This is a genomic window from Leifsonia sp. NPDC056824, from assembly GCF_042789575.1.
Classification (GTDB): Bacteria; Actinomycetota; Actinomycetes; order Actinomycetales; family Microbacteriaceae; genus Leifsonia.
In genome coordinates, this window is sequence record NZ_JBHUAV010000005.1 from 29,295 (window position 1) to 53,353 (window position 24,059).

19 protein-coding genes are annotated in these 24,059 nt (G+C 70.7%); 13 read left to right on the forward strand and 6 right to left on the reverse strand.

Annotated features, from left to right (window positions below):
* Positions 1-135: 135 nt before the first annotated feature.
* Complete coding sequence (locus ACFRFH_RS17125) at positions 136-324, reverse strand: hypothetical protein (RefSeq protein WP_382464208.1); 189 nt, start codon at positions 322-324, stop codon at positions 136-138.
* A 463-nt stretch (positions 325-787) separates the two neighbouring features.
* Between ACFRFH_RS17125 and ACFRFH_RS17130 the strand changes: the two genes are divergently transcribed.
* The 6 genes from ACFRFH_RS17130 (at position 788) to ACFRFH_RS17155 (ending at position 8,376) form a co-directional block, all read left to right on the forward strand.
* A complete protein-coding gene (locus ACFRFH_RS17130) occupies positions 788-2,404 on the forward strand; it encodes an ABC transporter substrate-binding protein (protein ID WP_382464209.1) in 1,617 nt (538 codons plus the stop codon).
* A gap of 5 nt (positions 2,405-2,409) precedes the next feature.
* Positions 2,410-3,339, forward strand: a complete 930-nt coding sequence (locus ACFRFH_RS17135; protein WP_382464210.1) for an ABC transporter permease — start codon at positions 2,410-2,412, stop codon at positions 3,337-3,339.
* A complete protein-coding gene (locus ACFRFH_RS17140) occupies positions 3,329-4,213 on the forward strand; it encodes an ABC transporter permease (protein WP_382464211.1) in 885 nt (294 codons plus the stop codon). The genes ACFRFH_RS17135 and ACFRFH_RS17140 overlap by 11 nt, the downstream gene beginning before the upstream one ends.
* Positions 4,210-5,877, forward strand: coding sequence for a dipeptide ABC transporter ATP-binding protein (locus tag ACFRFH_RS17145; RefSeq protein WP_382464212.1), 1,668 nt, complete (start codon positions 4,210-4,212; stop codon positions 5,875-5,877). The genes ACFRFH_RS17140 and ACFRFH_RS17145 overlap by 4 nt, the downstream gene beginning before the upstream one ends.
* A 74-nt stretch (positions 5,878-5,951) precedes the next feature.
* A complete protein-coding gene (gene typA, locus ACFRFH_RS17150; protein ID WP_382464213.1) occupies positions 5,952-7,868 on the forward strand; it encodes a translational GTPase TypA in 1,917 nt (638 codons plus the stop codon).
* A 37-nt stretch (positions 7,869-7,905) separates the two neighbouring features.
* Positions 7,906-8,376, forward strand: a complete 471-nt coding sequence (locus ACFRFH_RS17155; RefSeq protein WP_382464214.1) for a hypothetical protein — start codon at positions 7,906-7,908, stop codon at positions 8,374-8,376.
* 179 nt (positions 8,377-8,555) lie between these two features.
* On the opposite strand, the gene efeB is transcribed toward ACFRFH_RS17155, so the two are convergent.
* From efeB to efeU, 3 genes are all read right to left on the reverse strand, one after another.
* On the reverse strand, positions 8,556-9,833 hold the full coding sequence (efeB, locus tag ACFRFH_RS17160; RefSeq protein WP_382464215.1) for an iron uptake transporter deferrochelatase/peroxidase subunit: 1,278 nt from the start codon (positions 9,831-9,833) through the stop codon (positions 8,556-8,558).
* Positions 9,834-9,835: 2 nt separating this feature from the next.
* Positions 9,836-11,017 carry an iron uptake system protein EfeO gene (gene efeO, locus ACFRFH_RS17165; protein WP_382464216.1) on the reverse strand — a complete coding sequence of 394 codons (1,182 nt, stop codon included), beginning with the start codon at positions 11,015-11,017 and terminating at the stop codon, positions 9,836-9,838.
* Positions 11,018-11,081: 64 nt separating this feature from the next.
* Positions 11,082-11,948, reverse strand: coding sequence for an iron uptake transporter permease EfeU (gene efeU, locus ACFRFH_RS17170; protein WP_382464217.1), 867 nt, complete (start codon positions 11,946-11,948; stop codon positions 11,082-11,084).
* A 99-nt stretch (positions 11,949-12,047) separates the two neighbouring features.
* Between efeU and ACFRFH_RS17175 the strand changes: the two genes are divergently transcribed.
* The 4 genes from ACFRFH_RS17175 to ACFRFH_RS17190 all read left to right on the forward strand — a co-directional run bounded on the left by ACFRFH_RS17175 (position 12,048) and on the right by ACFRFH_RS17190 (position 15,416).
* Positions 12,048-12,425 carry a hypothetical protein gene (locus ACFRFH_RS17175; protein ID WP_382464218.1) on the forward strand — a complete coding sequence of 126 codons (378 nt, stop codon included), beginning with the start codon at positions 12,048-12,050 and terminating at the stop codon, positions 12,423-12,425.
* Between the two features lie 45 nt (positions 12,426-12,470).
* Positions 12,471-12,791, forward strand: coding sequence for a ferredoxin (fdxA, locus tag ACFRFH_RS17180; RefSeq protein ID WP_382459791.1), 321 nt, complete (start codon positions 12,471-12,473; stop codon positions 12,789-12,791).
* A gap of 1 nt (position 12,792) precedes the next feature.
* Complete coding sequence (gene dapC, locus ACFRFH_RS17185; RefSeq protein ID WP_382464219.1) at positions 12,793-13,926, forward strand: succinyldiaminopimelate transaminase; 1,134 nt, start codon at positions 12,793-12,795, stop codon at positions 13,924-13,926.
* Positions 13,927-14,153: 227 nt separating this feature from the next.
* A complete protein-coding gene (locus ACFRFH_RS17190; RefSeq protein ID WP_382464400.1) occupies positions 14,154-15,416 on the forward strand; it encodes a citrate synthase in 1,263 nt (420 codons plus the stop codon).
* 83 nt (positions 15,417-15,499) lie between these two features.
* Here ACFRFH_RS17190 and ACFRFH_RS17195 read toward each other — a convergent pair whose 3' ends face one another.
* Both ACFRFH_RS17195 and ACFRFH_RS17200 read right to left on the reverse strand, forming a co-directional pair.
* A complete protein-coding gene (locus tag ACFRFH_RS17195; protein ID WP_382464220.1) occupies positions 15,500-18,118 on the reverse strand; it encodes a penicillin acylase family protein in 2,619 nt (872 codons plus the stop codon).
* A 121-nt stretch (positions 18,119-18,239) separates the two neighbouring features.
* Complete coding sequence (locus ACFRFH_RS17200; protein ID WP_382464221.1) at positions 18,240-18,863, reverse strand: TetR/AcrR family transcriptional regulator; 624 nt, start codon at positions 18,861-18,863, stop codon at positions 18,240-18,242.
* A 123-nt stretch (positions 18,864-18,986) separates the two neighbouring features.
* Between ACFRFH_RS17200 and ACFRFH_RS17205 the strand changes: the two genes are divergently transcribed.
* Genes ACFRFH_RS17205 through ACFRFH_RS17215 form a run of 3 tightly spaced genes read left to right on the forward strand, consistent with a single transcriptional unit; the run spans position 18,987 to position 23,970 of the window.
* Complete coding sequence (locus ACFRFH_RS17205; protein WP_382464401.1) at positions 18,987-20,588, forward strand: carboxyl transferase domain-containing protein; 1,602 nt, start codon at positions 18,987-18,989, stop codon at positions 20,586-20,588.
* Positions 20,589-20,593: 5 nt separating this feature from the next.
* Positions 20,594-22,774 (forward strand): biotin carboxylase N-terminal domain-containing protein, encoded by a 2,181-nt coding sequence (locus tag ACFRFH_RS17210; protein ID WP_382464222.1) that lies wholly within the window; start codon positions 20,594-20,596, stop codon positions 22,772-22,774.
* Positions 22,775-22,776: 2 nt separating this feature from the next.
* Positions 22,777-23,970 carry an acyl-CoA dehydrogenase family protein gene (locus tag ACFRFH_RS17215; RefSeq protein ID WP_382464402.1) on the forward strand — a complete coding sequence of 398 codons (1,194 nt, stop codon included), beginning with the start codon at positions 22,777-22,779 and terminating at the stop codon, positions 23,968-23,970.
* The last annotated feature ends 89 nt before the right edge of the window (positions 23,971-24,059 follow it).

The window sequence follows — 24,059 nt, forward strand, 5'->3', positions numbered from 1 at the left end:
CTACATGCCCCCGGCCGCGGGCGGGCCGCACCCCGCGGCCCCCCCCCCCCCGCCGGCCCCGCGGGGGGCGCGGGGGCTTTAGGGCTGTTGTGCGGCTGGGGGCCGCGTCGCCCGCCGCGCCCCACTTTCATTCTGCTAGCGGTTGAAGGCGACGCACTTCTCGGTGTAGCTGCTCACGTTGCCCGACGATACTCCGAAGCCCCAGTTCAGCGTGCTCTTCCCGCTGTTGTACGAGTACGAACCGTTCGCCGTGACCTGGCGAACAAGAGTGTCCTGCGACCACGCCGTGTTGGAGGGATTCCCTTCGTTAGTGATACGTCGCACAGCGGCCGTGACTGACGACCGGGACCGGTTCGCCGTGATCGTCCACGAACGCCCAGGTCAGCGTGTGGTGTGCGCTGGCGTACGAGTGCTCGCCGGGAGATGCCGGAACCTCCACCGTGGCTCTCGCGCCCGCGGTGTTGTTCTCGTAGACCGTGAGACGAACGGCTGAGTCGCTCTGCCACGACACTTCGACGACCCCCGCGCCGCATCCCGCCGTCTGCCTCTCGCTGACAGAGGTCCTTTCGGACCGCTCGGGGGATGCGGCACCGGGGGCGCCGGGGAACCCTACCGACAGGGCCGCGAGCGCCATTGCACTGAACGCTGCGGATCTGAGGAAGGGAATTGTGGTTCGCACGGTAGTGATCGTAACGGGTTGAATCAGGAATTTCAATGTAACCAGAAGAACTTGCAACTCCAGCGCGGAGACCATATGGTCTGAAGTCGACCCGCTCAGGAGGAATTCGTGTCCATCAGACTTCTCGGCCGTTCGCTCGCTGCTCTGGCTGCGGCGGGATCGCTCGTGCTCACCGCCTGCAGCAGCCCCGACACCGCGTCGAAGGCGGACACGACCGCCATCGTCGTCGCGAACGGCAGCGAGCCGCAGAATCCGCTCGTCCCGACCAACACGAACGAGACCGGTGGGGGCAAGATCATCGACGCCGTGTTCTCCGGGCTGCTCGCCTACCAGGCCGACGGGAAGCCGGTGAACGATGTCGCCCGGTCGATCGAGACGAGCGACTCGCAGCACTTCACCATCACGATTAACGGCGACCGCACCTTCAGCAACGGCGAGAAGGTCACTTCCCGGTCGTTCGTGGACGCCTGGAACTACGGGGCGAAGAAGAGCAACGCGCAGCTCCTGAACTCGTTCTTCGAGGACATCGAGGGCTTCTCCGCCGAGACGGACAGCGAGCTGACCGGCCTCACCGTCGTCAGCGACACGGAGTTCACGCTCGACCTGAAGACCCCCGTGTCCGACTTCCCGCTGCGGCTCGGCTTCTCCGCGTTCTATCCGCTGCCCAGCATCGCCTTCGACGACATGGCGGCCTTCGGCGCGCACCCGATCGGGAACGGTCCATACAAACTGGCGAGCGCGAAGACCTGGAAGCACGACGAGAGCATCGACCTCGCGGTGAACCCCGGCTATACCGGCCCGCGGAAGGCGAAGAACGGCGGGCTCCGCTTCGTGTTCTACGCCTCGCTGGACTCCGCGTACGCCGACCTGAGGTCGGGGACGCTCGACGTCCTGGACGCGATCCCCGACGCGGCGATCGCGACCTTCGAGAAGGACCTCGACGGCCGGGCGATCAACCAGCCTGCCGCGGTGTTCCAGAACATCGCCATCCCGGAGCGGATCGTGCACTTCGCGGGCGAGGAGGGGAGGCTGCGTCGTCAGGCCCTCTCGCTGGCGATCGACCGGCCGCAGATCACGAAGGTCATCTTCGACGGCACGCGGACCCCGGCCAAGGACTTCACGTCGCCGGCGATCCCCGGCTGGTCCGGGAGGCTCGACGGCTCCGGCGTGCTCGACCACGACGCGAAGAAGGCCAAGCAGCTCTGGGCCGACGCGGACACGCTCTCGCCGTGGACGGGGACGTTCACGATCGCCTACAACGCCGACGGCGGCCACCAGGGCTGGGTGGATGCGGTCGCGAACAACCTCAAGAACACTCTCGGGATCGACGCGAAGGGTGAGGCCTCGCCGACGTTCGCCTTGCTGCGCACCGCGGTCACCGATCACACCATCGACTCGGCGTTCCGCCAGGGCTGGCAGGGCGACTACCCGGGACTGCTCACCTTCCTCCGGCCGGTGTACGGGACGGGCGCGCTGTCCAACGACTCCGGGTACGCGAACCCGGAGTTCGACGCCCTGCTCGCGAAGGGGCTCGCCGAGCCGGACGTGGAGGCCGCCAACGCCGAGTTCCGTGCCGCGCAGGAGCTCCTGCTGCGCGATCTGCCGGCGATCCCGCTCTGGTATCAGAACGTCACCGGCGGCTACAGCGCCTCGGTCGAGCACGTCACGTTCGGGTGGAACTCCGTGCCGCTCTACGAGCAGGTCACCAAGCACTCCGCGCCGTAGCGCCGATGATCCGCTTCCTCGGCTTCCGCCTCCTCCAGGCCGTCCCGGTCCTACTGGGCACGACGCTGCTCATCTACTTCATGGTGTTCGCCATGCCGGGGGACCCCATCGTCGCCCTGTTCGGCGACCGGGCGCCGAGCCCGGCGGTGCTCGCGGAGCTGCGCAGCCGGTACCTCCTCGACCAGCCGTTCCTCGTCCAGTACCTGAACTACCTCGGCGGCATCCTCCGCGGAGACTTCGGCACGTCGTTCTCCGGCGAGCCGGTGCGCGAGATCCTGGCGCGCACGTTCCCGGTCACGCTGCGGCTCGCGCTGCTCGCGCTCGCGATCGAGATGGTGGTCGGCATCGCGGTCGGGCTCGTGAGCGGCCTGCGGAAGGGCCGGCTCTTCGACGCGAGCGCGCTCGTGGTGGGCCTGCTGCTCATCTCGGCCCCCATCTTCGTGATCGCGTTCGTCCTCCAGTACGTGTTCGGGATCTGGCTCGGCTGGGCGCGGCCGACCGCCGGACCGGGGGCGCCGCTGCAGGACCTCGTCCTCCCGGCGCTGGCGATGGCGGCGATCAGCGTCGCCCAGATCGTGCGGCTGACCCGTTCGTCCGTCATCGACACGAACGGGATGGACTTCGTCCGGGTCGCAGCGGCCAAAGGGCTGGCCCGTCGCCGGATCGTGCCGGTCCATGTGCTGCGCAACTCGCTCATCCCGGTGGTCACGTTCCTCGCGGCGGACTTCGGCGTGATGCTCGTCGGGGCGACGGTGACGGAGGGCATCTTCAACGTCCCCGGCGTCGGGCGCACGCTCTACCAGGCGATCATCCGCGGGGAGGGGCCGACCGTGGTCTCGTTCGTGACGGTCATGGTGCTGCTCTATCTCGTCGTCACCCTGCTCGTCGACCTCCTCTACGCCGTGCTCGACCCGAGGATTCGCCATGCGTCGTGACGAGCCGTCGGCCCGGGCCGCCACGCTCTGGTCGGACGCCTGGGACGACCTGCGCCGGCGGCCGATGTTCTGGTGCTCGGTCGTCCTCATCGCGCTGATCACCGCCGTTGCCCTGTTCCCGGGACTCTTCGCGCAGGCCGCGCCGAACAACGACTGCCTGCTGGGCAACAGCAACGGCGGACCGGCGCCCGGGCACCCGCTCGGGTTCACCAAGCAGGGCTGCGACATCTACTCGCGCATCGTCCACGGCACGGGGACGTCGCTCTCGGTCGGTGTGCTGTCGACCACGCTCATGGCGATCCTCGGCGTCGTGTTCGGAGCGCTGGCCGGCTACTACGGAGGCTGGATCGACACTGTGCTGTCGCGCGTCGGCGACATCTTCTTCTCGATCCCGTACATCCTGGCGGCTGTGGTGATCATGTCGGTGTTCGCGAAGTTCGCCAGCGTCTGGGTCATCTCGCTCGCCATCGGGGTCTTCGCCTGGCCAGCGACCGCGCGGGTGCTCCGGGCGGAGGTGCTCCGCGTCAGGACGGCCGACCATGTGCTGGCCGCGACGGCGATCGGACTGTCCCGCTTCCGCATCATGCTGCGCCATGTGCTGCCCAACGCGCTCGCGCCGGTCATCGTCGTGACCACGCTGTCGCTCGCGGGCTCGATCGTCGCGGAGGCGACCTTGTCGTTCCTCGGCGTCGGACTGCCGAGCGACGTGATGTCGTGGGGCAACGACATCAGCCAAGCGCAGAACGACCTTCGGACGGCCCCGCAGACGCTCATCTATCCATCCCTGGCGCTCTCGGTCACCGTGCTGAGCTTCATCATGCTCGGCGAGGCGGTCAGGGACGCGCTCGACCCGAAGGCGAGGTCACGCCGGTGAGCGCAGCATCCACGCAGACCGACGCGAGCCCGCTCCTGGTGGTCTCGGGCCTCCGCGTGGGATTCCCTTCGCGCGGCGGCGTCACCACCGCGGTCGACGGCGTGGACCTGACCATCCGTCGCGGGGAGACGGTCGCGATCGTGGGGGAGTCCGGCTCGGGCAAGTCCACGACCGCGCACGCGATCATCGGGCTCCTGCCCGGCGCCGGCCGCGTCCTCGGCGGATCGATCGTGCTCGACGGCGTGGAACTCACGACGCTGGGCCGCAGGGAGCTGGAGTCCGTGCGCGGACGGGAGATCGGCTTCGTGCCGCAGGACCCGATGTCGAGCCTGAACCCGGTCTGGAGCGTGGGATTCCAGGTGGAGGAGGCCATCCGGGCGAACGGCGTCGCCAGAGGCCGCCGTGCGGTGCGCGCGAAGGCGATCGAGGTACTCGAGCGGGCAGGCTTAGCCGACGCGGGCAGCCGGCTGAAGCAGTACCCGCACCAGTTCTCCGGCGGGATGCGCCAGCGCGCGTTGATCGGGATCGGCCTCTCCGGCGACCCGAAGCTCCTGATCGCCGACGAGCCCACCTCCGCCCTCGACGTGACGGTGCAGCGCGGCATCCTGGACCACCTCGGCACGCTCACGCGGGAGCTCGGCACCACCGTGCTCCTGATCACGCACGACCTCGGGCTCGCGGCCGAGCGCGCCGATCGGGTCGTGGTGATGCACCAGGGCCGGGTCGTGGAGGCCGGGCCGAGCCGCGAGGTGCTTCAGCGTCCTGCGCACCCGTACACGCACAGGCTGGTGGAGGCCGCGCCGATCGTCGCCGCGGGGCCGCTGCGCACCACGGACCGGCGTCTGGCGGCGGCTGCGGAGGCGACCCCGGCGATCGAGGTCAACGGGCTCACCAAGGTCTACCCGGTGCGCAGCGGCGGCCTCCGATCGTCCTCCCTCACGGCCGTGGATGACGTGAGCTTCGCCGTGCCGACGGGCACCACGACCGCCCTCGTCGGCGAGTCCGGCTCCGGCAAGTCCACGGTCGCGAAGCTGATCCTGCGTCTGGAGGAGCCGACCAGCGGCCGCGTCGCGATCGACGGCCGGGACACCGGCGCCCTGAACGCCAGGGAGGTCTTCGCCCTCCGCCGCCGGATGCAGCCGGTGTTCCAGGACCCGTACGGGTCGCTCGACCCGCTCCGCAGCGTCGGCGCCAGCATCGCGGAACCGCTCGCCGTGCACCGGGTCGGCGACCGGGCCTCCCGTCGGCGGCGCGTCGCCGAGCTGCTGGACCGCGTGGCACTGCCCGCCGCGTTCGCCGCGCGCTACCCGAACGAGCTCTCCGGCGGCCAGCGCCAGCGCGTCGCCATCGCCCGGGCGCTGGCGCTGAACCCCGGCATCGTCGTGCTCGACGAGGCGGTGTCGGCGCTCGACGTTCTGGTCCAGGCGCAGGTGCTCGACCTCCTCGCCGAACTGCAGGACGACCTGGCGCTGACCTACCTGTTCATCACGCACGACCTCGGGGTGGTGCGCCGGATCGCGGACGACGTCTGCGTGATGCGGGCGGGCCGGCTGGTGGAGCAGGGCACGACGGCGGAGGTGTTCGGTTCGCCGCGTGAGGAGTACACGCGCGCCCTGCTCGACGCCGTGCCCGGTGCGGCCATCCCGCTCGGTCATCGGCCGTAAACGGAGGCGCCCGGCCGCTGGGATAGAATGGACCGTTCCCCTTCTTCCTTCTGACGAGAGTCGAGCCCTCACGCATGTCCGAGAACGCCGTCGCCCACCGCGACGATCTGCGCAATGTCGCGATCGTCGCCCACGTCGACCACGGCAAGACCACGCTGGTCGACGCCATGCTGCGGCAGACCAACTCGTTCGGCGACCACGAGCACGTCGAAGAGCGTGCCATGGACTCCAACGAGCTGGAGCGTGAGAAGGGCATCACGATCCTCGCCAAGAACACGGCGATCTCCTACAAGGGCAAGCACGCCGCCGACGGCCCGATCACCATCAACGTGATCGACACCCCGGGTCACGCCGACTTCGGCGGCGAGGTCGAGCGCGGCCTGTCGATGGTCGACGGCGTCGTCCTGCTGGTGGACGCGTCCGAGGGCCCGCTGCCGCAGACGCGCTTCGTGCTGCGCAAGGCGCTGGAGGCCAAGCTCCCCGTCATCCTGCTGGTCAACAAGACCGACCGTCCGGACGCCCGCATCGACGAGGTCGTGCACGAGAGCCAGGACCTCCTGCTCGGTCTCGCGAGCGACCTCGCCGACGACGTGCCGGACCTCGACCTCGACGCGATCCTCGACGTCCCCGTCGTCTACGCCTCCGGGCGCAACGGCGCCGCGAGCCTGAACAAGCCCGAGAACGGCGAGCTGCCGGACAACGGCGACCTCGAGCCGCTCTTCGAGGCCATCCTCGAGCACATCCCGGCGCCGACCTACGACCCGGAGGCTCCGCTCCAGGCGCACGTCACCAACCTCGACGCGTCGCCGTTCCTCGGCCGCCTGGCGCTGCTGCGCATCTTCAACGGCACGCTGCGCAAGGGCCAGACCGTCGCCTGGGTGCGTCACGACGGCGACGTGCACAACGTGCGCGTGACCGAGCTGATGATCACCAAGGCCCTCGACCGCTACCCGGCCGAGAGCGCCGGCCCCGGCGACATCGTCGCCGTGGCGGGCTTCGCCGACATCATGATCGGCGACACACTGGCCGACCCGGACGACATCCGCCCGCTGCCGCTCATCCACGTCGACGACCCAGCGATCTCGATGACGATCGGCACCAACACCTCCCCGCTCGTGGGCAAGGTCAAGGGCCACAAGCTCACCGCGCGCATGGTCAAGGACCGCCTCGACCGCGAGCTGATCGGTAACGTGTCGCTGCGCGTGCTCGACATCGGCCGCCCCGACGCGTGGGAGGTGCAGGGCCGCGGCGAGCTGGCGCTGGCCATCCTGGTCGAGCAGATGCGCCGCGAAGGCTACGAGCTGACGGTCGGCAAGCCGCAGGTGGTCACCAAGAAGGTGGACGGCAAGACGCACGAGCCGTTCGAGCACCTGACCATCGACGTGCCGGAGGAGTACCTCGGCGCGATCACCCAGCTCCTGGCGGCGCGCAAGGGCCGCATGGAGAACATGTCGAACCATGGCACCGGCTGGGTGCGCATGGAGTTCATCGTCCCCTCGCGCGGCCTGATCGGCTTCCGCACCGAGTTCCTCACCATCAGCCGCGGCACCGGCATCGCGAACGCGATCTCGCACGGCTACGACGAGTGGGCCGGGCAGATCATCACCCGCAGCAACGGCTCGATCGTGGCCGACCGCTCCGGCGTGGTCACCCCGTTCGCCATCATCGCGCTCCAGGAGCGGATGACCTTCTTCGTGAACCCCACCGAGGAGGTCTACGAGGGCATGGTCATCGGCGAGAACTCGCGCGCCGACGACATGGACGTGAACATCACCAAGGAGAAGAAGCTGACCAACATGCGTCAGTCGACGGCCGACAACTTCGAGTCGATGACGCCGTCCCGCCAGCTCACGCTGGAGGAGTGCCTGGAGTTCGCCCGCGAGGACGAGTGCGTGGAGGTCACCCCGGAGGCCGTGCGCATCCGCAAGGTGGAGCTCGACGCGACCGCCCGCGGTCGCGCCGCGTCGCGCCTCAAGCGCCAGGACGCGTAAGCGCCACCCTCGGGTCGGCGACGCGCATAATCGACTCATGAGACGCTCCCGCCTGCTCGCGCTCCCGGTCGCGGCCCTCCTCTTCGTGGGGGTCGCGCCGGCGCTCGCGGGCTGCAGCTTCCAGACCGTCGTGAAGAACGTCACCGGCGGCAACGTGGATCTGGGCGGGAACAAGGTTCCGTCCGACTTCCCGAAGGCCGTGCCGCTCGCGAAGGGCGCCGTCGTCTTCGGCGCCGGCGTCGGAAGCGGCCACGGCAAGGTCTGGAACGTGACGATCAAGGTGCCGGACGCGAAGGCGTACCAGGACATCGCGAAGCAGCTCGCGGACGCGGGCTTCGACGGCGGCTTCGGCGCCCAGGGGCCCGACGGTGGTGGCACCGGGACGTTCTCCAACAGCGAGTTCGGCGTCCTCGTCGTCGTCAGCGACGCCGGCAGCAACGGCTGGGTGGCCAACTACTCGGTATCGCGCGCGGCCGTCGACACCCCGACCCCGACTTCGACGCCGTAACCCCCTCCACGATTCGTGCCGAATGTCGCGAAAAGCGCCGCCAATCGCGCGATTCGTGCCGAATGTCGTGACCAGCGCCGCTTCTGCGATTCGTGACGAATGTCGCGAAAAGCGCGCGCATTTCGGCGATTCGGCACGAATGTCGTCGGGGAAATTCCGACGATTCGTGGGGAATGTTGTCAGGCGAAGAGCCCGGCGCCGACGTAGGAGCCCTCGCGGGCGCCGGGCGGCACCGCGAACACGGCGGAGCCGACGTGCTTGAGGTACTCGTTCATGAGGTCGTTCTTCGCGAGCCGGTTCTGGATGGGGATGAACTGCGTGCGCGGGTCGCGCTGGAACGCGATGAAGAACAGCCCGGCGTTCAGGCGCCCCAGGTCGTCGTTGCCGTCCACGAAGTTGTAGCCGCGGCGCAGCAGCTGCGCGCCCCCGTTCATCGAGGGATGCGCGAGGCGGACGTGCGAGTCGGGGTCGATCTTGGTGCCGCCGGCCGGTGACAGCGCGAGGAAGTTCGGCTCGCTGAACTCGGTGCCGCCCGAGAGCGGCGCTCCCTCGCCCTTGTCCCGCCCGACGATGCGCTCCTGCTCGCCGAGCTGCTGGCGGTCCCAGGTCTCGATGACCATGCGGATCTTCCGCGCCACCAGGTACGAGCCGCCGTGCATCCACGCCGCGCCGTCGCCGCGGTCGGCCCAGACCTGGTCGGCCACGATCGAGGAGTCCTCCGCCTTGATGTTCGCGGTGCCGTCTTTGAAGCCGAACAGGTTGCGGGCCGTGGTCTGGCTGCGCGAGGTGGATGAGGTGCGGCCGAAGCCGAGCTGCGACCAGCGGATGGCGGCCCGGCCGAACGCGATGCGGGACAGGTTGCGGATGGCGTGCACGGCCACCTGCGGGTCCTCGCTGCACGCCTGCACGCACAGGTCGCCGCCGGTGAGGCTGTCGAGCAGCCCGTCGCCGGGGAAGTGCGGGAGGTCGACCAGCGCGGCCGGGCGCTTGCCTGCGATCCCGAACCGGTCGGCGCCGTCGGCGGCCGTGAACAGTGTCGGGCCGAAGCCGAACGTGAGCGTGAGGCCGCCGGGCGGGAGGTCGAGCGCCTCGCCGGTGTCGTCCGGGGGAGCGTCGGACGGGCCGGAGGCGGGGCCGTACTTTCCGGCCGGCTTGCCCTGCGTCATCCGGGCCGCCGCGACGGTCCAGTCCTGCAGCAGCTCGATCAGCCCGTCCCGGTCGAGCCCGGCCGCCACGTCGAACGCGGCGAAGTGGAGCCGGTCCTGGGCGGGCGTGACGATGCCGGCCTGGTTCGCGCCGTAGAACGGGTAGGTCGCGCTGTCGGGGGAGGAGGCGACCGCGTGGCCCACGGCCGCACCGGCACCGAACCCGACGACGCCGGCGCCGACGGCGGCGCCCGCGAGGCCGAGCATCCCGCGCCGGGACAGGCCGGGGCGTGAGGTCGTGTCGTCGGCCACCGCTACTTGACCAGGATCGAGGTGAGCCGGCTGAGCGGCTCGCTCAGGGCGTTGACCGAGTCGGACAGCTCCTTGACCTGCGAGGTCGTGAGCTGCGTGTAGCTCACGAACCCGGCGCCCTCCGTGTACTGGGCGAGGAGCGTGTCGATCGTCGCGAACTCTGCGTCGAGCGTCTTCGCCGTGGCCTTCCCGGTCGCGCCCTTCTCCAGCAGGATCGCGCGCACGTTGCCGTAGGCGACCTCCGCGCCCTCCACGTTGGCCTTGAAGTCCCACAGATCGGTGTGCGAGAAGATCTCCTCCTCGCCGGTGATCTTGCTGCGCGAGACCTCCTCCATCAGGCTGGCGGCGCCGTTGGAGATCTGGTCGAGCGTGAGGCCGAAGTCCTTGGCGTGGACGAGGTCGTACAGCCGCTGGGTGTCGGCGACGAGCCGGTCGCCGAGGGTCTTCCGGCCGGCGGCGTCGGAGGCCGTGAACCCGGCGGGCGCCCACAGGTCCTTCTCGATGCGGTGCCAACCGGTCCACTCCTGGCCCTGCTCCAGGTCGGCCTCGCGGAGGTCGAGGGCCGGGTCGATGTCGCCGAACTGCTCGGCGGTCGGCTCGATCCGCTCGTAGTAGGAGCGCGCGACGGGGTACTGGGCGCGGGCCGCCGCGTCGTCGCCGGCCTCGTAGGCCGCCGCGAACGCCTTGGTCGACGTGAGGAGCTCCCCGGCCTGGTCCTTGACGTAGGAGACGTAGTTGGTCACAGCCTGCGCGACCTGCGTGCTCTCGCTGACGGACTTCGTGTCGCCGGAGCCCTTGGTGACGGTGAACTTCGCGACAGAGGTCGGGTTGCCGACCATCCCCTTGCGGCACGCGGTGAAGTAGCTGCCCTCGGCGAGCTGGACGACGTAGTTGACCGTCGTGCCCGGGCCGATGTTCTCCTTCTCGCCCGCGATCCGCAGCTTGTCCTGCGCGAGCACCTCGAACTCGTTGACGTCGCTGCCGGTGTTGGTGACCTGGAAGGTGATCGGGCCGGCGGGCGCCGTCGCCGTCTTCACGGTGCACGCGGTGTCTGTCAGCGTGACCTGGATGGCCTCCGCCTCGGCGACGGCCTTGTTCGGGACGCAGCCGGTGAGGGCGAGCGCGACGGCCGCGGCGGCGGCCAGGGTGCCGGCGATCGTGCCGAGCTGACGGTGTCGGGGCATGGCGGTGCTGTGCTTTCTGCTCTGGTGGATGCTGTGGTGGCCCGCGCGGCGGCGGGACCGCGGATCAGGAGTGGACGGGCGTCCGTGGCGCGGGGGCGGACGGAGCCGCGGTGGCGGCCGGTCGCGCGTGCGACGCCCGGTGCTGCCGCACGTAGAAGAACGTCACGACCACGATGTAGCCGGCCCAGGCGACGACCTGCGGCCAGGTCGGCGACGGGTTGAAGTTGAGGATGCCCGCGAGCGCGGTGCCGTACCAGCTCGACGACGGGATGAGGCCGCTGATGTCGTAGGCGTGGATGCCGGCGCCGGGGATCACACCCGCCTCCTGCAGGTCGCCGATACCGTAGGCGAGCACGCCGCCCGCGACGAGGATGAGGAACGCCCCGGTCCAGGTGAAGAACGACCCGAGGTTGATCTTGACCATGCCGCGGTAGAGAAGGAAGCCCAGCACCGCCGCCGTGACGAGGCCGAGGACCGCGCCGATGACCGGCTCCCAGCCGCCGCCGATGCTGGCGACCGTCGCCCAGACGAAGAGCGCCGTCTCGATGCCTTCGCGGCCCACGCTCAGCATGGCGAGGATCACGACGCCCCAGCCCGCGCCGACGAGCGCGGAGTCGAGCCGGTTCTGGAGGGTGGACTTCATGCTGCGGGCGGTCTTGCCCATCCAGAAGATCATCCAGGTGACGAAGCCGACCGCGATCAGGGACAGCGTCCCTCCGACGATCTCCTGCGCCTCGAAGCTGAGTCCGTAGGGGCCCCAGGTGAGCAGCGCCCCGATCCCGAGCGGGACGACGAGCGCGACGCCGACGCCGATCCACAGTTTCGAGAGGACGTCGTTCCGTCCGATCTTGACCACGTACGCGACGAGGATGGTGACGATGAGCGCCATTTCGAGGCCTTCGCGGAGGCCGATCAGATAGTTCGCGAGCACAGAGGACCTTCGAGTGGAGGTGGGGAATGTTGGTAAGGCTAACCTTACCTGCTCGACTCTAGAACACGTCCGGCTGCCGTGTCCAGTTAGGATTCGAGCATGCTGAGCCGGATCGTCAACGCCGTCCTCCTGGTCGTCGCGGGAGCGGTGATCGGCGGGATCGGCACGGTCGCGCACCAGCTCACCGTCACCTGGGGCGTCACGATCCCGCTCGGGCTGATCGGCTCGCTGCTCTGCTTCACCGCGCTGCTGGTGGGCTTGCGGCTGCTCGGCCACTCCCGCTGGCCCGCGCTGTGCGCAGCGCTCGGCGCGATCGCCGTCATCCTGGTTTTCACCCAGCAGAGCGCGGGTGGCTCCGTGCTCATCCCGAACAACCTGCTGGGGCAGATCTGGCTGGTCGGGCCGATCCTCATCGCCGCCGTCGTCGTCTCCTGGCCGGATGTGAAGCGGGCGGCGGGCCGGACCGGAACGGCCTAAGCTAGAGGGACAGCCACCCGCCGTCCGAAGGGAATCCGAACAACAGTGACCTACGTCATCGCCCTCCCGTGCGTCGATGTGAAAGACCGCGCCTGCATCGACGAGTGCCCCGTCGACTGCATCTACGAGGGCGAGCGCTCGCTGTACATCCACCCCGACGAGTGCGTCGACTGCGGCGCCTGCGAGCCGGTCTGCCCGGTCGAGGCGATCTACTACGAGGACGACCTCCCCGAGGAGTGGGCCGACTACTACAAGGCCAACGTGGAGTTCTTCGACGACATCGGCTCGCCGGGCGGCGCGGCCAAGGTCGGCGTGATCGCGAAGGATCACCCGCTCATCGTCGCCCTGCCGCCACAGGCGCACTGACGTGGCGCTCGGGGCCCTGCCCGACTACCCCTGGGACCTGATGGCGCCGTACGCGGCGCGTGCCCGTGAAGCAGTGCCGTTCGGCGACGCCTCCGGGATCGTGGACCTCTCGATCGGATCGCCGGTCGACCCGACGCCCGCGCTGATCCGCGACGCGCTCGCGCACGCGACCGACGCGCACGCCTACCCGCAGACCGTCGGCACACCCGCGCTGCGCGAGGCGATCGCCGCGTGGTTCGCGCGTCGCCGCGGCGTGCCCGGCCTCGCGCCGGAGGACGTCCTCCCGACCATCGGCTCCAAGGAGCTCGTCGCCTTCCTGCCCTTCTTCCTCGGCCTCGGCGAGGGGGACGCCGTCGTGCACCCCCGCGCCGCGTACCCGACCTACGCGATCGGCGCGGCGTTCGCCGGCGCGGAGGCCGTGGCGAGCGACGACCCCGCGGAGTGGCCGGAGAACACCCGCCTGGTCTGGCTCAACAGCCCGGGCAACCCCGACGGCCGCGTGCTGTCGGTGGAGGAGCTGCGGGCGGCCGTGACGCGGGCCCGCGAGCTGGGCGCAGTCGTCGCGGGCGACGAGTGCTACGCCGAGCTCGGCTGGGACGCGCCGTGGGATGCCGCACCGACCCCCAGCGTGCTCGACCCGCGCGTGGTCGGCGGCGACCGCAGCGGCGTGCTGGCCGTCTACTCGCTGAGCAAGCAGTCCAACCTCGCCGGCTACCGGGCCGCGTTCGTCGCGGGCGACCGCGCGCTGATCGCGCGCCTCACCACGGTGCGCAAGCACGCCGGGCTCATGCTGCCGTCGCCGCTGCAGGCCGCGATGGTCGTCGCGCTCGGCGACGACGCGCACGTCGCGGAGCAGCGCGGTCGCTACCGGGCGCGGCGGGAGCTGCTGAAGCCGGCGCTGGAGGCCGCGGGCTTCCGCGTCGACCGCAGCGAGGCCGGGCTCTACCTCTGGGCGACAGAGGGGCGCGACGCCTGGGAGAGCATCGGGCGGCTGGCGGACCTCGGCATCCTGGCCGGTCCCGGTGTCTTCTACGGCGACCACTATCCGGAGCACGTCCGCCTCTCGCTCACGGCGACGGACGAGCGGATCGGCGCCGCGGCCTCCCGGTTGCGCGCGTTTGGAGACACCCTCTAAAGGGCCTCCGCAGCCTTTGCCCGATGCCACAGTTGTCGCGTGGGTTGGCTAGGCTGTACGAGCACGGCTTCACTGCGTGGTCGACACGATCGGCACGCGAAGCATCCCAAACCCACTCAGGAGGCGTTGTGAGCGGACTCGGCACCGAGCAGGCCGGCACCGATCGGACTGCCGCGCAGCCGCAGGCGGAGCAGCGCGGCCCCGCCCAGGAGGCGGCCACCGCCCGGCTGAGCTACCCCGGCGGCGTGGCGGAGTTCCCGATCCTGCCGAGCACGCAGGGCGCGTCGAGCATCGACCTCTCCAGCCTGACCCGGCAGACCGGGCTCACCAGCCTCGACTACGGCTTCGTCAACACCGCCGCCACGCGTTCGGCCATCACCTACATCGACGGCGACGCGGGGATCCTGCGCTACCGCGGCTACCCGATCGAGCAGGTCGCCGAGAACTCGACGTTCCTCGAGGTCGCCTGGCTGCTCATCCACGGCGAGCTGCCGACGCCGGCCGAGCTGGCCGACTTCGACGAGCGCATCCGCCGCCACACGCTGCTGCACGAGGACCTCCGCCGCTTCTTCAGCGCCCTCCCGCACGACGCGCACCCGATGTCGGTGCTCTCCAGCGCGGTGTCCGCCCTGTCGACCTTCTACCAGGACTCGCTCAGCGTCAGTGACCCGGAGCAGGTGGAGCTCTCCACCATCCGCCTCCTCGCCAAGCTTCCCGTGATCGCGGCCTACGCGCACAAGAAGAGCATCGGCCAGGCGTTCATCTACCCGGACAACTCGCTGAGCTTCGTGGACAACTTCCTGCGGCTCAACTTCGGCACGATGGCCGAGCCGTACGAGGTGAACCCCGTGCTCTCGCGCGCGCTGGAGCGCCTGCTGATCCTGCACGAGGACCACGAGCAGAACGCCTCCACGTCGACCGTCCGCCTCGTCGGCTCCACCCAGGCGAACCTGTTCGCCTCGGTCTCGGCCGGCATCAACGCCCTCTACGGCCCGCTGCACGGCGGCGCCAACGAGGCCGTCCTGCAGATGCTCGCGGACATCCGCGACTCCGGCGAGAGCGTCCAAAAGTTCGTCGAGCGGGTCAAGAACAAGGAGTCCGGCGTCAAGCTGATGGGCTTCGGGCACCGCGTCTACAAGAACTTCGACCCGCGCGCCCGGCTCGTCAAGCAGTCCGCCGACGAGGTGCTCGCCGCGCTCGGCGTGCACGACCCGCTGCTCGACATCGCCAAGGAGCTCGAGGAGGTCGCGCTCGCCGACCAGTACTTCGTCGACCGCCGCCTCTACCCGAACGTCGACTTCTACACCGGCGTGATCTACAAAGCGATGGGCTTCCCGACCCGGATGTTCACCGTCCTGTTCGCCATCGGCCGCCTCCCGGGCTGGATCGCCCACTGGCGCGAGATGACGCAGGACCCGAGCACCAAGATCGGCCGCCCGCAGCAGCTCTACGTCGGCGACGCCGAGCGCACCTGGCCCAGCACCCGCTGACCCGCGCCTAGCCTTCCACCGAGGGGCACGTCGTTGTCACTTTTCACGCCGAGAAGTGACAACGACGTGCCCCTCGGCGGTGTTCAGGGGGTGAGGGTGAGGGTTTGGGTGGCGGCGGCGTCGGTTGCTGGGGCGGTGAAGGGCCACGGGCGCGTGCGGCCGGAGGCCCAGAGGGGGGCCTGGTCGGCGTAGTGGGAGTCGAACGCGTGCCCTGATGCGCCGGTGAGGTTGATCCAGGTGCTGCGGTCGAAGTCGGAGAGATCGACCACCATCCTCATCGACGGCGCCCGGTCGACCTTATAGCCGTCGGAGGCGTCCCAGCCGGTCGCGTCCACGACGCTCGAGCCGCCGCCCACCGGGTACGGCCCGCGGTTGAACAGCCACTCGATCGGCGCGACGCCGGACGACCCGAACGACGCGTTGGTGAGCTCCAGGGTGTGCAGGGAGTCCCAGCGCCAGCTCTTCGGGTCGCCGCCGAGGGAACTCTCGGTCTCCTTCCAGGCCTGGTTCGCCGCGTACTCGATCATGTCGTCCCGGTCGAGCGTGCCGAGCCGGCTGTCCGCCCACCACGCCGAGTCCGGCTGCTTCACGAGGGCCTGGACGACCTGGAACCACCGGTCGCCGCCGGCCGGGGGTGCGTCGGCCGGGAGCTTGCGCCCGAACGCGTCGGCGAGCAGGTTCTTCCAGAACACCGCGAAGTAGGCCGCGGCGGCGCTGTCGCCGTCGTCGTGGTAGTTCCAGCCGCGCAGCAGCGCCGCGGCCTTGGCGACGCCGGAGGCCGGATCCGCCTTCGCGCCGACCGCGATGAGCAGGGGGGTGAGCGTCGCCGCGTTGGCGTCGTACGTGTCGGCCTGGATGGCGGACATGTCCTTCGACGTCACCGTGTGGCCCGCGTCCAGCAGTTTCGTGAGGCGCAGCTGGATCTGGTTCGCGCGGTAGCCGGCGTCCCAGTCCTGCGTGATCATCGCGGGGAACTGCGGGCCGGCGGCGGCGTTGTTGGCCGTCACGATGTACCCGCTCGGCGGGTTCAGCACGCTCGGGAGCTGGTCGTAGGGGATGGTCCCTACCCAGCCGTACGCGCTGGTCCAGCCGGGAACGGGGATGGTCCCGTCGCCTTTCGCGCGCACCGGGATGAGTCCGGGCGCCTGGTAGCCGATGTTGCCGTCCACGTCGGCGTAGATGAGGTTCTGCGACGGCACCTGGAACGACGCCGCGGCGGCCCGGAAGCTCGCCCAGTCGTGCGCGGTGTCGAAGGCGAAGATCGCCCCGGCGGTCGGCCCGGGCGTGAGCGCGGTCCACTCCAGCGAGAGCTGGAACTCCTGCGCGGGGACGCCGAGCTTGCCGGCCTGGTCCTTCGCGATGACGCCGTAGCCGTCGCTGAGGTCGGTGATGATCGGGCCGTGCCGGGTCGAGCGGATCGTGATCCGCTCATCGGGGCCTCCCGCGACGTGGATCGTCTCGTGCCGGATGGTCAGCGGCACCTGCGCGCCGTCGTACTCGTAGGTGTTGCCGGTGACCTTCTCGACGTAGAGGTCGGCCACGTCCGGCCCGAGGTTGGTGAACCCCCACGCGATGCGGTCGTTGTGGCCGATGATCACGCCGGGGAGCCCGGAGAAGCTGAAGCCCGCGACGTCGAACGGGCACTGCGCGTCGACGACCGCGCAGTGCAGGCCGACCTGGTACCAGACCGAGGGCATCACCGCGCCGAGGTGCGGGTCGTTGGCGAGCAACGGCTTCCCCGTCGCGGTGTGCGCTCCGGAGACGACCCAGGAGTTCGAGCCGATGTCGTCGCCGGCCGGGCCCATCAGGGTCGGGAGGGCGTCGAGGCTCGACGCCACCTGCTCCAGCCGGTTCTGGTACTGGGCGGCGGGCACAGCGGCGAGCGCGGCCGTCGCGTCCGCATCGCCGGCCGCGGAGGAGGCCGGCGCCTTCGAGCCGGCCGGGGCGGCGTCCGGGGTCGTCGTGGCCGGGGTGCCGCCGCCGAGCGCCGTGATCGTCGGGTGCGCGCTGTAGTCGTAGGCGGGATGCAGCTCGGCGATCTGCTGGGGCGTCAGCTTGGTGGCCAGCAGCGCCCGGTCGATCTCGTCCTCCAGGTTGGAGCGGAGGTCCCAGGCCATCGCCTTGAGCCAGGAGACCGAGTCGACCGGCGTCCACTGCTCCGGGTGGTAGTCCGGGTTCTGGATGCCGAGGATCGCGTACTCCAGCGACAGCTGCGGGCCGGAGTGCGTGTTCAGGTACGCGTTCACGCCGTCGGCATAGTCCTGGTAGTAGCGCAGCGAGGTCTTGTCGAGTTGCTTCACCTCCTGCTCGGCGACGTCCTTCCAGCCGAGCGTGCGGATGAAGGTGTCGGTGGGGAGCTGGCTCGCGCCGAACAGCTCGGAGAGCCGGCCGGAGGTGACATGGCGGCGGAAGTCCATCTCCCAGAACCGGTCCTGGGCGTGCACGTAACCCTGCGCCCGGAAGAGGTCGTCGGCGGTGCGCGCGGTGATCTGCGGGACGCCGGCGGAGTCGCGCGTCACGGTCACCGGAGCGCTCAGGCCGTTGAGGTGCAGCGAGCCGGAGGTCTGCGGGAACGAGAGGGTGACCGTCCACACCGCGAGGCCGCCCGCGAGGAGGACGAGGACGAGCATCACGGCGAGGATGACTCCGAGCGTCCGCAGCACACGGTGGTGCAACCTCAGCCGGGGGGTGTCGTCGCCCACGTCGCCTCCCGTCGAATCCGCCGGGGGCGTCGCCCGGCGCGTGTTCGGACTCTAGCCGACGCGGGTGTCGTACCGAAGAGGCGGTTCGGGTCGTCCCGAGGTCAGGGAGGCGAGCGCGGTGTCAGCGGGAGGTCAGCGCCGACCAGGCCATCCGTTCGAGCACCGGGCGCACCGAGGCGTCGGTGGTGTGGGCTGCGCCGGCGCGCGCTGAGTGCGGCGTGGAGTTGATGAGCCCGAAGGTCGCCTGCACGCGCACGCGCAGTTCGTCGGCGGCGAGCGACGGGTGCAGCTCGCCGAGCACGCGCATCCACAGCTCGATGTAGCGGCGCTGCAGGGTGCGCACCGCGCGGCGGTCCTCGGGGGCGAGGGCGTCGAGGTCGCGGTCCTGCACGCGGATGGTGTCGGCCTCGGTGAGCGCGAAGTTCACATGGAACGCGATCAGCCCGTGCAGCGCGCCTGCGGGGTCGGCGGCCTCCCGCACGACGGCGGCGCCGCCGTCGAGGAGGTTCTCGCTGACCCCGACCAGGAGGGCGGCGAGCACGGCCTGCTTGGACGCGAAGTGCCGGTAGACGGCGGGGCCGCTGACGCCGGCGGCGGCGCCCAGGTCTTCGATCGAGACGCCGTTGAAGCCGCGCTCGGCGAATTTGCCTGCCGCGGCCTCCAGCAGCGCCGCGCGCCGGTCGGCCTTCGCCTGACTGCGCTGGGTCGGCCGCGCGAGCGGGTCGGCCGGGACGGTCTCGGTCATCTCTCTAGGACTCTCCAGTGCGGGCTGGACATTCGGGTTAATGAACACTAACCTAAATTCGAGTTAGTGACCACTAACTCATGTCGACGAGGACACGGGAGCACGATGCCTGCCCTGAGCACGATGCCCGACCAGAGCACCACCGCGGGCGCGAGCGCGCCGGCGGGGAACGGCGCCGCCCAGCGCGCGCTGGTGGCCGACCTCCGCGAGCGCCTGGCCGTCGCCGCGGCCGGCGGCCCGGAGCGCGCCCGCGAGCGCCACGTCGCCCGCGGCAAGCTGCTGCCGCGCGACCGCATCGACGCGCTGCTCGACGAGGGCAGCCCCTTTCTCGAGATCGCCCCGCTGGCCGCGACCGGGATGTACGGCGACGAGAGCCCGGCCGCCGGCGTCATCGCCGGCATCGGCCTGGTCGAGGGCCGCCACGTCATGATCGTCTGCAACGACGCGACGGTGAAGGGCGGCACGTACTACCCGATGACCGTCAAGAAGCACCTGCGCGCGCAGGAGATCGCGCTGGAGAACCGCCTCCCCTGCGTCTACCTGGTCGACTCGGGCGGCGCGTTCCTGCCGATGCAGGACGAGGTCTTCCCCGACCGCGACCACTTCGGCCGCATCTTCTACAACCAGTCCCGGCTGTCGGCGGCGAAGATCCCGCAGATCGCCGCGGTGCTCGGCTCGTGCACCGCCGGCGGCGCGTACGTCCCGGCCATGAGCGACGAGACGGTCATCGTCCGCAACCAGGGCACCATCTTCCTCGGCGGCCCTCCGCTGGTGAAGGCCGCCATCGGCGAGATCGTGACGGCGGAGGAGCTCGGCGGCGGCGACCTGCACGCCCGCACCTCCGGCGTGGTCGACCACCTGGCGGAGGACGACGAGCACGCGCTCGGGATCGTCCGCGAGATCGTCGCCACCCTCCCGCAGCCCGCCGCGCCGGCGTGGGAGGTGCTGGCCACCCGCGCCGCCATCGCCGACCAGGAGGAGCTCTACGACGTCGTCCCCGTCGACGTGCAGGCGCCCTACGACGTGCACGAGGTCATCGGCCGCCTGGTGGACGCGGGGGAGTTCAGCGAGTTCAAGCCGGACTACGGCACCACGCTGGTGACCGGCTTCGCGCACATCCACGGCCACCCGGTCGGGATCGTCGCCAACAACGGCGTGCTGTTCAGCGAGTCGGCGCTCAAGGGCGCGCACTTCATCGAGCTGTGCGACCAGCGCGGGATTCCGCTCGTCTTCCTGCAGAACATCTCCGGCTTCATGGTCGGCCGCGACTACGAGGCGGGCGGCATCGCCAAGAACGGGGCCAAGATGGTGACCGCGGTCGCCACCACCCGGGTGCCCAAGCTCACCGTCGTGATCGGCGGCTCCTTCGGTGCGGGCAACTACTCGATGTGCGGCCGGGCGTACTCGCCCCGGTTCCTCTGGATGTGGCCGGCCTCCCGCATCTCCGTCATGGGCGGCCAGCAGGCGGCCAGCGTGCTCGCCACCGTCAAGCGCGACCAGCTCGACGCGCGCGGCGAGGAGTGGAGCGCCGAAGACGAGGCGGCCTTCCGGGCGCCGATCACCGCGCAGTACGAGGACCAGGGCAACCCCTACTACTCCACCGCCCGGCTGTGGGACGACGGCGTGATCGACCCCGCCGACACCCGCATCGTGCTGGGGCTGGCGCTCGACGTCTGCTCCCGCGCCCCGCTGCCCGACACGGCCTTCGGCCTCTTCCGGATGTGACGACGATGACCGACTACTCCTCTGTTCCGTTCGAGTCCGTGCTGGTGGCCAACCGCGGCGAGATCGCCTGCCGCGTCATCCGCACGCTGCGCCGCCTCGGCATCCGCTCGGTGGCCGTCTTCAGCGACGCCGACCGCGACGCCCCGCACGTCCGGCTCGCCGACACGGCCGTCCGCATCGGACCCGCGCCGGCGCGCGACAGCTACCTCTCCGTCGAGGCCATCGTCGACGCCGCGCGCCGCACCGGCGCCGCGGCGGTGCACCCCGGCTACGGCTTCCTCTCCGAGAACGCCGCGCTCGCCGACGCCTGCGAGGCCGCCGGCATCGTGTTCGTCGGCCCCGGCGTGCACGCGCTGGAGGTCATGGGCGACAAGATCTCCGCCAAGCAGGAGGTCGGCCGCTCCGGTGTGCCGACCATCCCCGGCATCGCGGAGCCCGGACTCGGCGACGACGAGCTCGTCGCGGCGGCCGAGAACATCGGCTACCCCGTGCTGGTCAAGCCCTCCGCGGGCGGCGGCGGGAAGGGGATGCAGGCGGTCCACGCCGCCGCCGACCTCCCCGAGGCGCTGCGTGCAGCCCGTCGCGTCGCGGCCTCGGCCTTCGGCGACGACACGCTTTTCCTGGAGCGCCTGGTGGAGTCGCCGCGGCACATCGAGGTGCAGATCATCGCCGACCGGCACGGCGCGGTAGTCCACCTCGGCGAGCGCGAGTGCTCCCTGCAGCGCCGCCACCAGAAGGTCGTCGAGGAGGCGCCGTCGCCCCTGCTCGACGCGGCGACGCGCTCACGCATCGGCGAGGCCGCCTGCCGGGTCGCGGCGAGCGTCGGCTACGTGGGGGCCGGAACGGTCGAGTTCCTGGTCTCCGCCGCGCGACCGGACGAGTTCTTCTTCATGGAGATGAACACCCGCCTGCAGGTCGAGCACCCGGTCACCGAGCTGGTGACGGGCGTCGACCTGGTCGAGTGGCAGCTCCGCGTCGCCGCGGGGGAGCCGTTGGCTTTCGTGCAGGACGACATCCGGCTCTCCGGCCACGCCGTCGAGGCGCGCGTGTACGCGGAGAACCCGGAGCGCGAGTTCCTGCCCGGTGACGGCACGGTGCTCGCGCTGCGCGAGCCGGCGGGCGAGGGCATCCGGGTGGACAGCGGCCTCGAGGCGGGGATGCGCGTCGTCACCGACTACGACCCGATGCTCGCGAAGGTCATCGCCTGGGCGCCCGACCGTGCAGGCGCATTGGCCCGGCTCGACCGCGCCCTCGCCGGCACCGCCGTGCTGGGTCTCGTGACCAACATCGCCTGGGTGCGCGACCTCCTGGCCGACGAGGACGTCCGCGCGGGCAGCATGGACACCACGCTGATCGACCGGCGCTTCTCCGCACTGGAGCCGGTCCCGGCCTCCACCGCCGAGCTCGCCGCCGCGGCGCTGCTGGCGCACCTGCAGCGGGAGACCGCGACCCCCGGCGGGGTCGGCGCGCTGTGGGGCGCGCCCAGCGGCTGGCGGCTCGGCTCGGCGCGACCCGTCCGCTACGACGTGGACGGGTCGGCCATTCAGGTGGACGGCGACCGGGTGACCCTGACCGGACCCGACGGCGAAATGCACGAGCACACCGCCCGGATCGCGGTGCAGCCCGGAGCGGCCGGCGAGCCGGACTCCGTCGTGCTCGACCTCGACGGCATGGTCACCCGCTTCGACGCGGCCCGCGACGGCGGCGCCGTCTGGCTCGCGCACGGGGGCCGCTCGCGCGCCCTGCGGCTGCGCACGCCCGCCGAGCGGCTGGCCGCGGCGCTCGCCGCCCGGGAGCGGGGCGAGGCGGCCGCGCATCCCGAGGTGCGCTCGCCCATGCCGGGCACCGTCGTGGCCGTGCCGGTCGCGTCCGGCGTGGAGGTCGCGGCCGGCGACACCGTGGCGGTCGTGGAGGCCATGAAGATGGAGCACCGCCTCCTCGCCCCCATCGCGGGAACCGTGACCGTGAAGGTCTCGCCCGGCGACCTTGTGAAGCTCGACCAGCTCGTGGCCGTCGTCGACGCGCCGGAGCCGGACGACGCCGTCACCACACCGGACGCCGTCACAACATCGAACGTCCCGCCGACCCCGGCGGACACCCCAGAGCCGACAGAATCGGCCCCCGCATCCCACGGCGAGCACGCCGCGGCAGGGACCGTCACCACAACAGACAGGAATCTCCGATGACCATGATGTCCAGCCCCGACCTCGCCGTCGCCGGCTTCGAGCTCACCGACGAGCAGCGCCGCCTCCGCGACGAGGTGCGCGACTTCGCCGACACCGTCGTCGCGCCCGCCGCGTACGAGTACGACACCAAGCGCAGCCTCCCGTACGGGATCATCGCCGAGATGGGCCGGATGGGACTCTTCGGCCTCCCGTTCCCCGTCGAGTACGGCGGCCAGGGCAAGGACTACCTCTCGCTCTGCCTCGCGGTCGAGCAGCTCGGCCGGGTGGACCAGTCCATCGGCGTGACACTGGAGGCCGGTGTCGGCCTCGGCGCGATGCCGATCTTCCGAGGCGGCACCGAGGAGCAGAAGCAGGAGTGGCTGCCGATGCTGGCCCGCGGCGAGGCGCTCGCCGGGTTCGGGCTGACCGAGGCCGACGCCGGCTCGGACGCCGGTGGCACCAAGACCACGGCGGTCCTGCGCGACGGCGAGTGGGTCCTGAACGGCACCAAGCAGTTCATCACCAACTCCGGCTCGGAGATCACCAAGCTCGTCACCATCACCGCCGTGACCGGCGAGGAGCGGCGCGCGGACGGCTCCATCAAGAAGGAGCTCTCGGCGATCATCGTCCCGACCGGCACGCCCGGCTTCGTGGCAGAGCCGGTCTACGACAAGGTCGGCTGGCACACCTCCGACACCCACCCGCTGACGCTCACCGACGTGCACGTTCCGGAGGCCAACCTCCTGGGCGAGCGCGGCCGCGGCTATGCCAACTTCCTCCAGACCCTCGACGAGGGCCGGGTCGCCTTCGCCGCCCTCTGCACGGGCGCCGCGCAGGGCTGCCTGGAGGAGGCCATGCGCTACGCGAAGTCGCGCAATGTATTCGGCCGGTCGATCGGCTCCAACCAGTACATCGCCTTCAAGATCGCGCGGATGCAGGCCCGGGTGCACGCGGCTCGCCTCGCGTACTACGACGCCGCGTTCAAGCTGATGGCCGGCGTCCCCTTCAAGATGGAGGCCTCCATCGCCAAGCTCGTCGGCAGCGAGGCCGCGATGGACAACGCCCGCGACGCGACCCAGATCTTCGGCGGCTACGGCTTCATGAACGAGAACCCGGTCGCCCGCCACTACCGCGACTCGAAGATCCTGGAGATCGGCGAGGGCACGACCGAGGTCCAGCTCATGATCATCTCGCGGGCCCTCGGCTTCGAGGACTGACCCGTCGCCGGCCGCCGAGTCGCCGCCGAACTGGCGACTCGGCGGTTTCGGCGGTACTTTTCGGCGTACTGGATCGTGAGAGACAAGGG

Bases quoted from the DNA above. Each gene is read 5' to 3' on its own strand.
- ACFRFH_RS17140 (WP_382464211.1), top strand. From the start codon at position 3,329: ATGCGTCGTGACGAGCCGTCGGCCCGGGCCGCCACGCTCTGGTCGGAC.
- ACFRFH_RS17155 (WP_382464214.1), top strand. From the start codon at position 7,906: ATGAGACGCTCCCGCCTGCTCGCGCTCCCGGTCGCGGCCCTCCTCTTC.
- typA (WP_382464213.1), top strand. From the start codon at position 5,952: ATGTCCGAGAACGCCGTCGCCCACCGCGACGATCTGCGCAATGTCGCG.
- ACFRFH_RS17205 (WP_382464401.1), top strand. From the start codon at position 18,987: ATGCCCGACCAGAGCACCACCGCGGGCGCGAGCGCGCCGGCGGGGAAC.
- ACFRFH_RS17200 (WP_382464221.1), bottom strand. From the start codon at position 18,863: ATGACCGAGACCGTCCCGGCCGACCCGCTCGCGCGGCCGACCCAGCGC.
- efeO (WP_382464216.1), bottom strand. From the start codon at position 11,017: ATGCCCCGACACCGTCAGCTCGGCACGATCGCCGGCACCCTGGCCGCC.
- ACFRFH_RS17175 (WP_382464218.1), top strand. From the start codon at position 12,048: ATGCTGAGCCGGATCGTCAACGCCGTCCTCCTGGTCGTCGCGGGAGCG.
- ACFRFH_RS17135 (WP_382464210.1), top strand. From the start codon at position 2,410: ATGATCCGCTTCCTCGGCTTCCGCCTCCTCCAGGCCGTCCCGGTCCTA.
- ACFRFH_RS17215 (WP_382464402.1), top strand. From the start codon at position 22,777: ATGATGTCCAGCCCCGACCTCGCCGTCGCCGGCTTCGAGCTCACCGAC.
- ACFRFH_RS17210 (WP_382464222.1), top strand. From the start codon at position 20,594: ATGACCGACTACTCCTCTGTTCCGTTCGAGTCCGTGCTGGTGGCCAAC.